The organism is Vibrio sp. 10N.286.49.C3, from assembly GCF_041469545.1.
Lineage (GTDB): Bacteria > Pseudomonadota > Gammaproteobacteria > Enterobacterales > Vibrionaceae > Vibrio > Vibrio tasmaniensis_A.
Genome location: NZ_JBFRKT010000035.1, coordinates 19498 through 34784, shown reverse-complemented (window position 1 = coordinate 34784; position 15287 = coordinate 19498). Strand labels below are relative to the sequence as shown.

12 protein-coding genes are annotated in these 15287 nt (G+C 46.4%); 3 read left to right on the top strand and 9 right to left on the bottom strand.

Features of this window, described 5'->3' with window-relative positions; translation table 11 throughout:
• The first annotated feature begins 163 nt into the window (after nt 1-163).
• The gene (glmU, locus tag AB4180_RS15375) at nt 164-1525 is read left to right on the top strand and encodes a bifunctional UDP-N-acetylglucosamine diphosphorylase/glucosamine-1-phosphate N-acetyltransferase GlmU (RefSeq protein WP_102249184.1); all 1362 of its coding nucleotides are present in this window, start codon (nt 164-166) and stop codon (nt 1523-1525) included.
• 123 nt (nt 1526-1648) lie between these two features.
• Here glmU and punC read toward each other — a convergent pair whose 3' ends face one another.
• A complete protein-coding gene (punC, locus tag AB4180_RS15370; RefSeq protein WP_102249183.1) occupies nt 1649-2860 on the bottom strand; it encodes a purine nucleoside transporter PunC in 1212 nt (403 codons plus the stop codon).
• 163 nt (nt 2861-3023) lie between these two features.
• On the opposite strand from punC, the gene punR reads away from it, so the two are divergent.
• A complete protein-coding gene (gene punR / locus AB4180_RS15365; RefSeq protein WP_012605101.1) occupies nt 3024-3938 on the top strand; it encodes a DNA-binding transcriptional activator PunR in 915 nt (304 codons plus the stop codon).
• Nucleotides 3939-4038: 100 nt separating this feature from the next.
• Here punR and ilvA read toward each other — a convergent pair whose 3' ends face one another.
• The 5 genes from ilvA to ilvG are packed head-to-tail and all read right to left on the bottom strand — an operon-like array spanning nt 4039 to nt 10373.
• Nucleotides 4039-5583: a threonine ammonia-lyase, biosynthetic gene (gene ilvA / locus AB4180_RS15360; protein WP_102249182.1), complete on the bottom strand. Its 1545-nt coding sequence runs from the start codon at nt 5581-5583 to the stop codon at nt 4039-4041.
• Between the two features lie 2 nt (nt 5584-5585).
• Nucleotides 5586-7427: a dihydroxy-acid dehydratase gene (gene ilvD / locus AB4180_RS15355; RefSeq protein ID WP_102249181.1), complete on the bottom strand. Its 1842-nt coding sequence runs from the start codon at nt 7425-7427 to the stop codon at nt 5586-5588.
• 32 nt (nt 7428-7459) lie between these two features.
• Nucleotides 7460-8428 (bottom strand): branched-chain amino acid transaminase, encoded by a 969-nt coding sequence (locus AB4180_RS15350; protein ID WP_102249180.1) that lies wholly within the window; start codon nt 8426-8428, stop codon nt 7460-7462.
• A gap of 12 nt (nt 8429-8440) precedes the next feature.
• The gene (gene ilvM / locus AB4180_RS15345) at nt 8441-8725 is read right to left on the bottom strand and encodes an acetolactate synthase 2 small subunit (RefSeq protein WP_009848112.1); all 285 of its coding nucleotides are present in this window, start codon (nt 8723-8725) and stop codon (nt 8441-8443) included.
• 1 nt (nt 8726) lies between these two features.
• A complete protein-coding gene (gene ilvG / locus AB4180_RS15340; RefSeq protein ID WP_017103134.1) occupies nt 8727-10373 on the bottom strand; it encodes an acetolactate synthase 2 catalytic subunit in 1647 nt (548 codons plus the stop codon).
• Between the two features lie 471 nt (nt 10374-10844).
• Between ilvG and AB4180_RS15335 the strand changes: the two genes are divergently transcribed.
• The gene (locus AB4180_RS15335; RefSeq protein ID WP_102249179.1) at nt 10845-12368 is read left to right on the top strand and encodes a YifB family Mg chelatase-like AAA ATPase; all 1524 of its coding nucleotides are present in this window, start codon (nt 10845-10847) and stop codon (nt 12366-12368) included.
• Between the two features lie 141 nt (nt 12369-12509).
• Here AB4180_RS15335 and AB4180_RS15330 read toward each other — a convergent pair whose 3' ends face one another.
• The 3 genes from AB4180_RS15330 to AB4180_RS15320 all read right to left on the bottom strand — a co-directional run bounded on the left by AB4180_RS15330 (nt 12510) and on the right by AB4180_RS15320 (nt 15242).
• Complete coding sequence (locus AB4180_RS15330; protein WP_017099682.1) at nt 12510-13463, bottom strand: DUF2860 domain-containing protein; 954 nt, start codon at nt 13461-13463, stop codon at nt 12510-12512.
• A 139-nt stretch (nt 13464-13602) separates the two neighbouring features.
• Entirely contained in the window at nt 13603-14202 is a 600-nt protein-coding gene (locus AB4180_RS15325; RefSeq protein ID WP_102249178.1) for a thiol:disulfide interchange protein DsbA/DsbL, read from the bottom strand.
• 53 nt (nt 14203-14255) lie between these two features.
• The gene (locus AB4180_RS15320; RefSeq protein ID WP_102249203.1) at nt 14256-15242 is read right to left on the bottom strand and encodes a serine/threonine protein kinase; all 987 of its coding nucleotides are present in this window, start codon (nt 15240-15242) and stop codon (nt 14256-14258) included.
• Between the last annotated feature and the right edge of the window lie 45 nt (nt 15243-15287).

The window sequence follows — 15287 nt, the reverse complement described above, 5'->3', positions numbered from 1 at the left end:
TCTGAGATAAAGGCGACCTAAGGGTCGCCTTTTTGCATTTTTAGGTTCTGAAAAATGCACCTTTTAAGCACCACTACTGGTTAAATGGTTATTGTGATTTAATTTTTTTGCCAAAAACGGTTACAATATCGGCTTAATAAAAATACTGTTGGATAGGTTTACAATGAAGTTTAGCGCAGTGATTCTCGCGGCAGGCAAAGGCACTCGCATGTATTCAAACACACCAAAGGTTCTGCACACGCTAGCGGGTAAGCCAATGGTGAAGCATGTTATCGATACATGTAATGGTTTAGGCGCTCAAAATATCAACCTGGTTTACGGCCACGGTGGTGATCAGATGAAGGCTACTCTAGCTGAAGAGTCTGTAAATTGGGCACTGCAAGCTGAGCAGCTAGGTACTGGTCACGCTGTAGATCAAGCATCTGCACATTTCGCTGATGATGAAAAAGTATTGGTGCTATACGGTGATGTTCCACTAATCTCTCCTGAAACCATTGAAAACCTATTAGACGCTCAACCAAACGGTGGTATCGCACTACTAACTGTCGTGTTAGACAACCCGATGGGCTACGGTCGTATCATTCGTCGCAATGGCCCGGTTGTGGCTATCGTTGAGCAAAAAGATGCAACCGATGAGCAGAAGCTTATCAAAGAGATTAATACTGGCGTTATGGTTGCTACTGGTGGCGATCTGAAACGTTGGTTGTCTGGCTTAAGCAACGATAACGCACAAGGTGAATACTACCTGACTGACGTTATTGCAGCGGCTCACGATGAAGGGCGTGCGGTTGAGGCTGTACATCCAGTAAGCCCAATTGAAGTTGAAGGCGTGAACGACCGCTCTCAACTGGCTCGTCTAGAGCGCGCTTACCAAGCTGAACAAGCAGACAAGTTATTAAAGCAAGGCGTAATGTTACGTGACCCAAGCCGCTTTGACCTACGTGGTGAGCTTCAATGTGGTATGGATGTTGAGATTGATACCAACGTAATCATTGAAGGCAGCGTTAGCATTGGTGATAACGTGGTTATCGGCACTGGTTGTGTACTTAAAGACTGTGAGATTGATGACAACACTATCGTTCGCCCATACAGCGTAATCGAAGGTGCGACAATTGGTGAAGACTGTACGGTTGGTCCATTCGCTCGCTTACGTCCTGGAGCTGACATGCGTAACAATTCGCATGTAGGTAACTTTGTTGAAGTGAAGAACACTCGTCTTGGTGAGGGTTCTAAAGCTAATCACCTTACTTACCTAGGTGATGCTGAGATCGGTCAACGTGTAAATGTGGGTGCGGGTGCTATCACTTGTAACTACGATGGCGCGAACAAGTTTAAGACCATCATTGGCGATGACGTATTTGTTGGCTCAGACAGCCAATTAATCGCACCTGTTACTATTGGCAACGGCGCAACTGTCGGTGCGGGCTCAACGGTGACTCGTGATGTTGCTGAGAACGAGCTTGTTATTAGTCGTGCGAAAGAGCGCAAGATTGCCAACTGGCAGCGTCCGACTAAGAAAAAGTAGTCTCAACTATAAATCAGATGACTGCGATAGAGCTAATAGCACTGCTATTGGTTTTTCTTAGATATCTAGATATAAAAAAAGAGCGATTAATCTCGCTCTTTTTTGTTTTCTTTAACCTAGAAACTAGTCTTGTTTCTCGTCAGCGACCACTCGAGAGTTGTCTGGTGTCGCGAAGTGTTCAGAAAGCTCTTTGTTTGAAACAATATAGCCAACCCACAATGCACCCAAACAAATCACAACCGCGATACCCGTTGCGCTTAGTGCTTGGCTAGCCATTGCCGCGACCAATGCACTTGATAGGCCACTGATACTGATTTGCAGGCTGTTTTGTAGGCCAGCAGCTGTTGCTGGGCTTTGCTTAGCACTTGATAGAGCACGGTTTACTACTATTGGGTAAAGTGCACCGTTTGCTACTGCAATCAAACAGAAAGGCGCAAGCAGAGGCCAGATTGACGTCAGTTCCCACTGTGATGCAATGAAGATAAGCATCGCTGCAACGCTGAACAAACCGATAAGATTTCTTAGTACAACGCCATCACCATATTTCTTCACCGCTTGCTTACCGAAATAACCACCCGCCATGAACGCGATTGTCTGTGGGATAAAGCTCAAGCCGATGTCTTTTGCTTCATAACCTAGCTGAGCCATTATCTCTGGCATACCCGTTAGGTAAGCGAAGAACGCTGCAGATGCCGAAGCAAACATTAAAACATTACCCATGTAAGGCTTTGATTTTATCAACATCTTGATGTCTGTCTTAATCGATGTCTGCTTTACTTCAGGCGCTTCTTTTGGTTGAGCCATTGTTGTTGCAATTAGTAGTGCGCCCATCAAAGTCAATGTAATGAAGATACTGTGCCAGCCAAAGCTGTTTGCTAGCAACACACCCAGTTGAGGTGCTAGTGCTGGAGATAGCGCTACTAGAGGCATGATAGTAGCAAAAATTTGCTGGCTACTGCTTTGCGAGTAACGCTTGATAACCATTGCTTGCCAGATTACCGCAGGCGCACACACACCGATCGCTTGAATGAAGCGTAGTGTTAGTAGGTGCCATACCTCGGTGCTGAATGCCAAGCCGAATGACGCTGCCGTAAAGATAACAAGACCAACCGCTAGTGTGTTGCGGTGACCATACTTGTCACTCGCCAGACCCCAAAGAAGCTGACCCATTGCCATACCGCCAAGGAATACAGTTAGAGACAGAGCAATCTGCTCTGGACCGGTTGCGAAATCAACTTCCATTGCCTTAAATGCAGGAAGGTACATATCGGTCGCAATAAAGCCAAGCATTGAAAGTACTGCAAGGTAGACCAATTGAAATTTAGAAATATTCATAAGATGCCATTAAGCTAAAGGTAGTGATGTTTTTATCATCAAAAAAATTGTTTGATATACAGAAGTGAAAGCCCCTGTTTATTTGTGCTGACATTCTATTTTTCAGACCTGATAAAATAAAACGCTAAAATATGTGGTTATCAATCAAAAAATTTGAAGGTTTATGTTCTCTAAATCCTCTTTAGAAATGCTCGATACTGTTGCTCGCTTAGGCAGTTTTACTGCGGCGGCAGAACAATTGCACAAAGTGCCCTCAGCGATCAGCTATGGGGTTAGGCAGGTAGAGCAAGAGCTTGATGTTCTACTTTTCAGACGGTTACCAAGAAAAGTAGAGCTGACACCTGCAGGTGAGTTGTTTATTGAAGAGGCTCGTCAACTGCTGAGACAGATGGAAGAACTCAGTGCCCAGACTCGCCGAGCTGCGCGTGGTTGGAAGAAAACCTTGCGCTTAACGCTTGATAACGTGGTTAAGCTCGACAAGATGAAGCCGATGATTGAAGAGTTTTATCAAACCTTTGAGTTCGCTGAACTGCAGATTAACATGGAAGTGTTTAACGGCTCTTGGGAAGCCATTGCACAGGGCAGGGCGGATGTCGTGATTGGTGCAACCTCGGCGATTCCGGTTGGTGGTGACTTTGAAGTTAAAGATATGGGGCGGTTAGATTGGGCATTTGTCATGTCACCCAGTCATCCTTGTGTGCGAGAGCAAAACCTTAATGAAGCCTTTGTCAGTCAATACCCAGCGATCTGTTTAGATGATACCTCTAGTGTGCTGCCTAAGCGTCACACTGGCCATTATGCAAGTCAGAGACGTCTTCTATTACCTAACTGGTACAGCGCAATAGAGTGTCTTAAAAATGGTGTTGGGGTGGGTTACATGCCAAGGCATATCGCCGCACCTATTATTGAGCAAGGTTTGCTGGTAGAAAAAATATTGCCCGAGCCAAGCCCGCAGAGTCATTGTTGTTTGGTATGGCGAAAAGACGATAACCATAAATTGATCGAATGGATGGTGAAGTACCTAGGATCGAGTGAGCAACTTCACCAAGATTGGTTGGATCATCGCAAGGCGATCTAATGATCTATTTACAAGAAGATCCTTTTCAAGCTTGAACTGAATCAGCACCAATAAAAAGAGCGAGTAAATACTCGCTCTTTTTTGATTCGGTCGTTAACTCTTAAGACAAGAAGAACTTGTAGGAAGGGTTATCGGTTTCATCTTTGCATTGGTAGCCGAGTTCTTCTAAATGCGTAGAGAACTGAGCCAAATCGTCATCACCCAGCTCAAAACCACACAGCACACGACCGTAGTCAGCACCATGGTTACGATAGTTGAACAAGCTGATATTCCAGTGAGTCCCTAAGGTATCAAGGAATTTAATCAATGCTCCTGGGTATTCAGGGAACTCAAAGCTGTACAGACGCTCTTTCAATGGTTTCGATGGTTTGCCGCCAATCATGTAACGAATATGAAGTTTTGCCATCTCGTCATCAGACAAGTCGACAACCGCGTAGTCACCCTCACGTAAGTCATTGATGATGTGTTCGAGTTCTTCTTGTCCACCTTGTAGACGTACACCAACGAAGATATTCGCCAGGCTTTCGTCGTTGTGGCGGTAGTTAAACTCAGTCACCGCTCGACCACCAATAATGTTACAGAACTCTAGGAACGCACCTTGTCGTTCTGGAATAGTCACCGCAAGTAGACCTTCTCGCTTCTCACCCAATTCACAACGCTCAGAGACATAACGCAGACCGTGGAAGTTGGTGTTAGCACCAGACAAGACCGTCGCCAGTTGCTTATCTTGCAGTTGGTTTTGTTCAGCAAACTTCTTAAGACCTGCCAGAGCAAGTGCTCCTGAAGGTTCGGCAATTGCACGGGTGTCTTCAAAGATGTCCTTTACCGCAGAGCAGATTTCATCGCTAGAGACTGTAATATGACCATCAATGTACTGTTGGCAAAGACGGAAGGTTTCTTCACCAATGCGTTTAACCGCAACACCATCAGCAAACATGCTGACCTGATCCAGTACCACTGGTTCACCCGCATCCAGTGCTGCTTTCAAGCAAGCTGAGTCTTCAGGCTCTACCGCAATCACTTTAATCTCTGGCATCAGTTGTTTGATAAGCACTGCAACACCAGCGGCTAAGCCACCACCACCAACCGGCACAAAGATATAATCCATGTGACCGTTTTGCTGCAGCATCTCCATGCCCATAGTACCTTGCCCTGCAATCACCAGTGGGTGATCGAAAGGAGGTACAAAGGTGAAGCCATGTTCAGCCGATAGGCGTTCAGCTTCCGCTTTTGCTTCATCGAAATTACTGCCGTGCAGAACCACTTTGCCACCAAATCCGCGTACCGCATCGACCTTGATATCTGGCGTCGTTTTTGGCATCACGATTGTGGTTTGAATACCTAGCTTAGAGCCAGATAGCGCCATACCTTGTGCGTGGTTTCCTGCTGATGCTGCAATCACACCTGCGGCTTTCTGTTGTTCAGAAAGGCTTGAAACCATGTTGTAGGCACCGCGTAGCTTAAACGAGTGTACCGGCTGGCGGTCTTCTCGTTTGAGCTGAACCTGATTACCGATACGAGCGCTTAAACGTGGCATATCTTGCAGAGGTGTCACAATCGCTGCTTCGTAAACCGGCGCTCTCAGGATCTGACGCAGATAATCTGCGCCAGTTTGTTTTTGGGGGCTGGAGGTGTCGTCACTCATAGTTAGCCCTCAAGCTTAGACTTATCACGCACTGCGCCTTTGTCGGCACTGGTTGCCATGCTCGCGTAAGCTTTCAGTGCGAATGACACTTCACGCTGACGGTTTTCTGGTTTCCAACCCAGTGCATCTTGTTTAACACGACGAGCTTCTAGCTCTGCTTCTGGCACATCAAGTGTGATTGAGCGGCTAGGGATGTCGATAGTGATAATATCGCCAGTGTTCACTAGACCAATCACACCGCCACTTGCTGCTTCTGGAGAAGCGTGACCGATAGACAGGCCTGATGTACCACCAGAGAAGCGACCATCAGTCAGTAGAGCACAAGACTTGCCTAGCCCCATCGATTTTAGGTAAGTCGTTGGGTAAAGCATCTCTTGCATACCCGGACCACCTTTAGGACCTTCGTAACGAATAACAACCACTTCGCCGGCTTTTACTTTACCCGCTAAGATGCCATCTACTGCCGTATCTTGGCTTTCGAATACGATTGCAGGGCCTTGGAATTTAAGGTTTTCTTCATCAACACCCGCTGTTTTAACGATACAACCATCAACCGCGATGTTACCTGAAAGTACCGCTAGGCCACCTTCTTGGCTGAATGCGTTTTCTTTAGTACGAATACAACCTTCTTTACGATCGTCGTCAAGACGATCCCAACGGCAATCTTGTGAGAAAGCTTTAGTTGTACGGATGCCCGCAGGGCCAGCACGGAAGAACTTAAGCACCGCTTCGTCTTCTGTCTGAATGATGTCGTACTGCGCAAGTTGCTCTTGCATGCTTAGACCAAGCACGGTGCGAGTTTGGTTATTCAGTAGACCTGCACGATCAAGCTCACCTAGGATAGCCATTACGCCACCAGCACGGTGAACGTCTTCCATGTGGTATTTAGGCGTCGAAGGAGCAACTTTACATAGGTGTGGAACGCGGCGAGACATCTCGTCGATATCACCCATATCAAAATCAATCTCACCTTCTTGAGCTGCCGCTAAAAGGTGAAGTACTGTGTTACTTGAACCACCCATCGCGATATCTAGCGCCATTGCATTATCAAAGGCTGCGCGGTTTGCGATGTTGCGTGGCAGTGCTGACTCGTCGTCTTGCTCGTAATAACGCTTGGTTAGATCAACGATGCGCTTACCGGCATTGATGAACAGTTCTTCACGGTCTGCGTGCGTCGCCAGCATAGAACCGTTACCAGGCTGAGATAGACCAAGTGCTTCTGTTAGACAGTTCATTGAGTTTGCAGTGAACATACCTGAACATGAACCACAGGTTGGACATGCTGAACGTTCTACTTGCTCACTTTGCTCATCAGAAATGGTTGGATCGGCACCCTGAATCATCGCGTCAACAAGGTCGAGCTTGATGATTTGATCTGAAAGCTTAGTTTTACCTGCTTCCATTGGACCGCCTGATACAAATATCACTGGGATGTTAAGGCGCATTGCTGCCATCATCATTCCCGGAGTGATTTTGTCACAGTTAGAGATACACACCATTGCATCAGCACAGTGTGCATTGACCATGTATTCTACTGAATCCGCGATAAGCTCACGTGATGGCAGTGAGTACAGCATGCCGCCGTGGCCCATTGCGATACCATCATCGACTGCGATGGTGTTGAATTCTTTAGCGATACCGCCCGCTTTCTCTATTTCACCCGCAACCAGTTGACCCATATCTTTAAGGTGAACGTGGCCTGGTACGAATTGAGTGAAAGAGTTTACAACCGCGATGATTGGCTTACCGAAGTCATCATCTTTAACGCCAGTTGCACGCCATAAAGCGCGCGCACCAGCCATGTTGCGTCCGTGGGTAGTTGTTGCTGAACGATAGATTGGCATTGCTTAAATCCTTATAAATACTTGGCTGTTGCTTACTTAGTTGATTGTGTTTGGTTAGCTGAAGCGTGGTTTTCTGGGTAAACATAATCTAACCAGCCCCACTTATCTTCAGTCGTGCCATTGAATAAACCAAAGTAAGCCGCTTGAACTTTTTCAGTGATAGGACCGCGTTTGCCTTCACCTACTGTAATTTTGTCTACGCTGCGAACTGGAACGATTTCTGCTGCTGTGCCTGTCATGAATACTTCATCGGCAAGGTATAGCGCTTCACGAGCAATGTTCTCTTCACGGATTTCATAACCCATGTCTTTTGCTAGCGTCATGATCGAATCACGAGTAATACCCGGCAGAATTGCGCTGGTTGCTGGTGGTGTTGATAGCACGCCATTACGAATCACGAAGATGTTCTCGCCCGCACCTTCTGAAAGGTAACCATCGACACTTAGGGCGATACCTTCATCGTAACCATGACGACGAGCTTCACCACCAACCAGTAGTGAAGATAGGTAGTTACCACCGGCTTTTGCTGCGGTTGGGATGGTATTTGGCGCTGCACGGTTCCAGCTTGATATCATCGCATCTACGCCATTTTCTAGCGCTTCTTCGCCTAGGTAAGAACCCCAAGGGAAAGCAGCGATGATCAGATCCATCTCAGTGTTTTCTGGCGGGCAGACACCCAAACCAACGTTACCAACGAAACCTAGAGGGCGGATGTACGCTGACTCTAGCTTATTTTGGCGTAGCGTTTCGCGAGTCGCTTCCATAATTTCTTCCTCTGTGTAAGGAATTGGGAAGCGGTAGATTTTCGCTGAGTCTTTTAGGCGTCTTGCATGCTCTGGGTGACGGAAGATAACCGGGCCCTTTGGCGTGTTGTAACAACGAACACCTTCAAACACAGAAGTACCGTAGTGCATTGCGTGAGTCAGGACGTGAACGTTCGCCTCTGCCCAAGGAACCATTTCACCGTTAAACCAAATATAGTCTGCTGTTTTAGCTGTCATGTTAGCGGTTCCTTATGCGTTTATCTTTTGTTGTAAGTTGTTGTTTGGCAATTCATTACGGCTGATCGAGATAACGTCAACGGTACGCACATCCCACAGTTTTTCGATTTGGTTTACCAAGAAAGAGATCGGACGCTCACTGTCGACAATGATCTCAACACTCGCCACTTTGCTTTCGTGGTTTTGAGTGCCAGCTACTTGCTTAACAATAAAGCCACGGTGGCGGATAACACGAAGAACACGCTCTAGTAGTACAGGCTTATCATCGGCTTTGATGTCTAATAGGTATCTTTTCATGTTATGTGTTCTCCAACATCTCACTGTTTGAAGCACCTGGCGGTACTAGTGGCCATACGTTCTCTTCTTCATCGATAAGAACATGAAGTAGGTAAGCGGTTTTGCTCTCTAGCATCTCTTTCAGTGCTGGTTCTACTTCTTCTTTACGCGTGATGGTTTTGCCCGGGATATCAAATGCTTTCGCTAGCATGACGAAATCCGGGTTGTCATCCAAGATGGTTTCACTGTGTCGGCCATCAAAGAACAGCGATTGCCATTGACGAACCATGCCTAAGCGCGAGTTGTTAAGCAGCACCATTTTTACTGGGATTTGGCGACGCTTCAGCGTACCAAGCTCTTGAATGTTCATCATGAACGAGCCGTCACCAGAGATAAGTATAGATTGGTCATTAGGACGACCAACCGATGCACCCATGGCTGCAGGTAGGCCAAAGCCCATAGTGCCTAAGCCCGCTGAAGTGATGAAGTTTTGTGGATCGCGTGGCTGAATGTGTTGAGCTGCCCACATCTGATGTTGGCCAACATCGGTCGAAACCATAGAACTCGCAGGCATCATGTCTGACAGTTGTTTCAACAACAGAGGTGCGAAGATAAGGTCGCCAGGGTGGTCGTAACGCCATTTGAATGAGCTACGAAGGCCTTCGGAGTGATGAACCCAAGAAGAGATGTCTTGGCTTAGCTCCAGTTGAGGCATGATCTTGTTGATGTCACCACGAATTGGTGCATCGGCAAGACGTAGTTTACTGAACTCTGCCGCATCGATATCAATATGGATAACTTTAGCGTGCGGTGCAAAGGTGTCGAGCTTGCCGGTTACTCGGTCATCAAAACGAGCGCCAACAACAATCAACAGGTCACTTTCTTGAACCACTAGGTTAGCGGCTTTGGTGCCGTGCATACCCAGCATACCCAAGTAGTGTGGGTCGTCACGTTCAATGGTGCCTAAGCCTTTTAGTGTGCTTACTGCAGGCATTGGGTTTAGACGTAAAAACTCACGAACAGCATCGGTTGCTTTCGCCAGTTGAACGCCACCACCTACGTATAAAACAGGACGAGTCGCTTGAGACAAGAAGTACTGAGCTTGCTCAATAGCATCCGTTGTCACTACGGGAATGGCTGGTGGTGTAAATTCAGGAAGAACTTTCACAGGGGACTCTGCTAATTGAACGTCTTTAGCTATATCGACAATAACCGGACCGGGACGTCCTGCTTTTGCAACGATAAATGCTTCAGCCAATGTCGGCGCAAGATCTTCAATATCGGTAACAAGGTAGCTGTGTTTAGTACATGACAGAGACATACCAATCACATCCATTTCTTGGAATGCATCGGTACCAATGTGGGAACTAGCAACTTGACCAGTGATAGCTACGAGTGGGATGGAATCCATAAAAGCATCAGCAAGACCTGTGACTAGGTTAGTTGCCCCCGGGCCTGAGGTTGCCATACAAACAGCGACGTCTTGCGTTGCTCGAGCCATACCGATAGCGGCCATTGCAGCGCCTTGCTCATGGCGACATAGGATATGTTCAACCCCGCCGTCATAGAGTGCATCGTAGATTGGCATGATGGCACCGCCAGGGTAACCAAATACGGTCTCAATGCCTTGTTGCTTGAGTGCGGATACGACCAGTTCTGCGCCTTTCATCGTAATTCCTCCGTATTACCTTTGTTTTGGTAATTGTTTCCATTGTCTCTGCACATCTTGTGCTCCCATTCTTCCTGTAAATCGGCAAAGCCGAAAATGTTTCAAAATATAAAATCGAATGTCTAAATTAGAAAAAACCCCCGGACTTTTCAGTGCGGGGGTTTTTTCTAATTCGTGGTTACTTTTTTCCCACTCGCCCCCGCGCAGTCTCAATAATGACTACGATAATCAGGTTAATCAGTGCGTAAATGCGAGCGTTAAATGTCATAAAGTTCGAGTTTTCTCGTTTATTGTCTTAAGTAAATGTCTACATCTCTAGTGTTATCACACAAATCTGCTGCATGACAAGGAAAATGTCATTCTTTTTTCACATTAAAACACCATTCCACCACGCTATATAACAACCTTATCGCTTTGGTGAGCAATGAATATCCAGAGTGAATACTTTTAAATCAAAGACAAAGGAAAGTTATGGGACTCGCAATAATTCATAGCCGAGCTAGTGTGGGTGTAGAGGCACCAGAAGTGACTGTGGAAGTGCATATTAGCAACGGAATGCCCGGTTTTACGCTGGTGGGTCTACCTGAAACGACGGTTAAGGAATCTAAAGATCGAGTAAGGAGTGCCATCATCAATTCTCGCTTTGAATTTCCATCGAAAAGAATCACGGTCAACCTTGCACCTGCAGATTTACCCAAAGAGGGAGGACGTTTCGATCTGCCAATTGCGCTTGGGATTTTGGTGGCGTCAGATCAGCTTCCTACATCAAAAATAGTTCAACATGAATTTATCGGTGAGTTGGCGTTATCGGGAGAGCTGCGTTCAGTCAAAGGAGTGCTACCAGCAACATTAGCGGCGGATAGTGTTGAGCGATGCTTGGTGGTTCCGCACCATAACGGTGATCAGGCGGCCTTAGTTGGCAAGGGAGCGCATAAATCTGCACAAACCTTGTTGGAGGTTTGCGCTGATATGTGTGGCCAGGCTCAGCTTGGTTTATATCGAACCGAGCATCATCATGTCGATGTGTCTGATAATCGTGACCTACAAGATATTATTGGCCAGCAACAAGGTAAGCGAGCACTGGAGATCGCCGCAGCGGGCAACCATAACCTTCTTTTTCTCGGCCCGCCCGGAACTGGAAAAACCATGTTGGCGTCTCGATTGCGCGATTTGTTACCTGAGATGAGTGACGACGAGGCGATGGAAACCGCTTCGGTGGCTTCTTTAACGCAACAAGAAATCAATCAATACAACTGGAAACAACGACCTTTCCGTTCTCCACACCATTCGAGTTCGATGGCAGCATTGGTCGGTGGTGGCTCGATACCTCGCCCCGGAGAGATCTCTTTGGCGCATAACGGATTATTGTTTCTCGATGAGATGCCTGAGTTTGAGCGCAAGGTGCTCGATTCATTACGAGAGCCTCTAGAGTCAGGTGAGATCATTATTTCACGCGTGGCAGGCAAGACTCGTTTTCCTGCACGCTTTCAGTTGGTCGGAGCCTTGAACCCAAGCCCGACTGGTTATTACGAAGGCAATCAAGCACGCGCTAATCCTCAGATCATATTGCGCTATCTCAATCGACTATCAGGGCCGTTATTGGATCGATTTGATATGTCGTTAGAGATCCCTCTATTGCCCAAAGGGATGTTAGCCGAAGGTGGTGACCGTGGTGAAACCACTCAAGTCGTGAAGCAAAGGGTTAAGCAGGCTCGCGAGTTGATGTTATCTCGAAACCATAAATCGAATGCACTGTTAGGTAGCCGAGAAATTGAAAAGTACTGCCCACTGAGGCGTGAGGATGCAGAATTTCTGGAAACGGCGCTGCATCGATTAGGTTTATCAATTCGTGCCTATCATCGAATCATCAAGGTAGCGCGAACCATTGCAGACCTAGACGGTAACGAACAGATTGAAAAGAAGCATTTATCGGAAGCGCTTGGTTACCGAGCAATGGATCGATTGTTGAAGCAACTTACGGCTCAAGCGGTGTAGTCATACCAATCGTAGTAAACAACGGGTCATTTATTTACTGTGATTGGTATAGAAACAAGAAAGCCTGCTTTTTACGTAGGCTTTCGTTGTTATGAACCAGTTGTTATGAACTAATGGTTATTAGCGCGCTGTGATTCCGAACTAGAATTTGTAGTTCAGGCCGACTGAGACGATGTATTGCGACTCATCGTAGAAAGTAATGTTCGAGTCGCTGGTGCCGTAGCCCGCAAGCGAAACAAACGACCAGTTTTCCCAGTCCATGAATTGATCATATTCATACGCGGCAAATAGGTTGATGTTGTCGTCGCTGCGCTTCTTGCTGTAGATAGGGTTGCTTGCATCGTAAGAGCGTTGGTTATAGCCCGCTGTTAGTGCGTATTGGTGACGACCCATACCGCCAAACAAACTCACTTCACCGCCAAACTGTTCATAAGAGGCAGCTTTGCCATCGGCAGAACTTGATTGGTAAATCAATGATGGTACTAACATCATGGTGCGATTGATTGGTTGACGGTACTGACCTTTCAGATAGAAAGTATTGGCATCACGCTGAAGTTCTTCTCTAACTCGATCATCTTCTACATCTTTGGTGGCGTAGGCCATGTCTAACGAGAAAGCTGAGCCCGCAATGCTACTTAGTTTCAAACGAAAGGCATTGCCTGTTTCATCCGTTTTGGTGCGACCTGAAGTGGTGTTGTACGGATCGGCCCAAGTCTCACCAGACATGACAGTCGGCAGAAGTGAAGCGTCGATGGTCATGCCTGACTCTAGTTGGTATTTATAACCCAATTCAAGCACCACAGTACCTGTTGCTACGTCATCACGAGTTGTACCTGTGTATACCTGGTGATTTAATTTTTCGCCAAAGGTGTAAGCAATACTACCCAAAGGAGCGATAAGAAATGAGCTCTCAGATGAAGCTTTCTGGTTAATGGACGAAATGGTGCTATCTGCATCGGTATTAAAGTTTGAGGTGGAAGAGGTAACCCCTGTATTAATAGAAATTTCACCACTGAAACCTTGTTCGTCTGCAAGCTTGGCAAAAGCAGGAGAGGTTGCAATGCTCAGTGCCAAAAGCGTTATTTTTATTTTCATTCAAAGGCTCCTTGCCTACCAGTTCTTAGGACTGGATATTAATATCAGTAAAGCACAACGTTTTCAGGATGATTGTTTATCTATGAATATTTTTGAACTAGTGCAAAAAAGGAAGCCGAAGCTCCCTTTAATCAATACGTTACTTCTTAAGTAGGAAGTTAACGAGCTCGAAGTACTCATCGAGAGAGCTGATACCTTGAGCGTCTACTAGGTAGCGGTTGTTAACGACGACCGCAGGAACACCAGAAAGACCGCTGTCTTTGAATGCTTTGTCGAAGCGGCGAACCATAGAGTCGACTGCAAAGCCGTTGTATGCCGCATCGAATTTCTTAGCATCAACGCCTTCATCTAGGAAGATTTGACGCAATTCTGCTTCATCGCGTGGTGGCTTGTTCATGGTGTGGATGCGGTTAAACATCACTGGCACCATTTTGTCTTCAACTTTCAGGGCAATCATGGTTGCGTAAGCTTTGCTCATTGGCAGACCCATGTTGCCACCCATGAATGAAACATGGTTCTTCTGTAGCTTAGTGTCTTTTGGTAGCTGTTGTTTTAGCTGCTGGATGATTGGTTCAAAGCTATTACAGTGTGGGCAGTAAAAAGAGAAGAACTCTGTCACCATTGGTTTTTTTGATGCTTCTAGATCGAGAACTTTGTAGTGTTCACCTTCGTTAAATTTCGCAGCGTGAGCTGAAAGGCTCAACATGATCAATGAGAAAAATGCGAATAGCTTTTTCATTTATCCAATCTCCATTATGTTTGAATTTTTATCTAGTTGTGTTGCGATTGCTGTTACCACTGAGGCATTAACGAAAGTGGTGGCTCTTGCAGGGTAGCAATTTGCTCTTTACAAGCAAGTACTTGTTGCTCCCAATATTTTGGATCATTAAACCATGGGAAGGCTAGAGGAAATGCAGGATCGTTCCATCGTTTCGCCAACCATGCCATGTAATGCACCATACGTAGACCGCGTAGTGGTTCGATTAGTTTCAGTTGCGCGGTATTAAAATCGCAAAATTCTTGATAGCTCTCTAGCAGAATATCCAGTTGCATTAGCTTATCTTGACGCTCGCCGTTAAGCAGCATCCACAAATCTTGTATCGCAGGGCCGTTACGTGCGTCATCAAGATCGACGAACATTGGCCCGTCACGCCATAAGATATTGCCAGGGTGGCAGTCACCATGCAGGCGGATATTTTCAATATTGCTTGGCCACTGGCTCTCTAGCTCTTTGATCAGAAGGTCGACATCATTAAAGAATGCGTTCTCTAGGTGTGTCGGGATAAACTGAGAGCTCTCTAGAATTTTACGTGGTTGATAAAGGTATTCGTCTAAGCTGATGGTCGGGCGATGCTGGAATGTTCTTCCTGCGCTGGCTTTATGAATACGCCCAAGAAAACGTCCAACGCCTTCCAATTGGTCTAGATTGTCGACTTCGTACTGTCTGCCACCAACACTTTCAAATAAGGTAAATAGGTAGCCTTGATATTCATGTAAGGTTGCGCCATTGATTCGCATTGGAGGTGCAACTGGCATCTCTTGTTCGATAAGCTCGAGTGCGAAGTCATGCTCTTCTTGGATCTGTGCTTTGTTCCAGCGCTGCGGACGATAAAACTTAACGACGTAGCGTTTACGGTCTTCATCGGTGAATTGATACACTCGATTTTCGTAACTGTTGAGAGCGAGAAGCCCGGATTCAGCACGGACTCCAATACTCTCCAGTGCGTACCACATGAAGTCGGGAGTCAGGTTATCAAAGTTAAAGGCTTGCATCGTCATAGAATAAAAAAGGCTCATTACTGAGCCTTTTTCCATTTATTGGGT

Excerpts from the sequence above, each read along its gene's own strand:
- glmU (WP_102249184.1), top strand. The coding sequence starts at position 164 with ATGAAGTTTAGCGCAGTGATTCTCGCGGCAGGCAAAGGCACTCGCATG.
- punC (WP_102249183.1), bottom strand. The coding sequence starts at position 2,860 with ATGAATATTTCTAAATTTCAATTGGTCTACCTTGCAGTACTTTCAATG.
- punR (WP_012605101.1), top strand. The coding sequence starts at position 3,024 with ATGTTCTCTAAATCCTCTTTAGAAATGCTCGATACTGTTGCTCGCTTA.
- ilvA (WP_102249182.1), bottom strand. The coding sequence starts at position 5,583 with ATGAGTGACGACACCTCCAGCCCCCAAAAACAAACTGGCGCAGATTAT.
- ilvD (WP_102249181.1), bottom strand. The coding sequence starts at position 7,427 with ATGCCAATCTATCGTTCAGCAACAACTACCCACGGACGCAACATGGCT.
- AB4180_RS15350 (WP_102249180.1), bottom strand. The coding sequence starts at position 8,428 with ATGACAGCTAAAACAGCAGACTATATTTGGTTTAACGGTGAAATGGTT.
- ilvM (WP_009848112.1), bottom strand. The coding sequence starts at position 8,725 with ATGAAAAGATACCTATTAGACATCAAAGCCGATGATAAGCCTGTACTA.
- ilvG (WP_017103134.1), bottom strand. The coding sequence starts at position 10,373 with ATGAAAGGCGCAGAACTGGTCGTATCCGCACTCAAGCAACAAGGCATT.
- AB4180_RS15335 (WP_102249179.1), top strand. The coding sequence starts at position 10,845 with ATGGGACTCGCAATAATTCATAGCCGAGCTAGTGTGGGTGTAGAGGCA.
- AB4180_RS15330 (WP_017099682.1), bottom strand. The coding sequence starts at position 13,463 with ATGAAAATAAAAATAACGCTTTTGGCACTGAGCATTGCAACCTCTCCT.
- AB4180_RS15325 (WP_102249178.1), bottom strand. The coding sequence starts at position 14,202 with ATGAAAAAGCTATTCGCATTTTTCTCATTGATCATGTTGAGCCTTTCA.
- AB4180_RS15320 (WP_102249203.1), bottom strand. The coding sequence starts at position 15,242 with ATGACGATGCAAGCCTTTAACTTTGATAACCTGACTCCCGACTTCATG.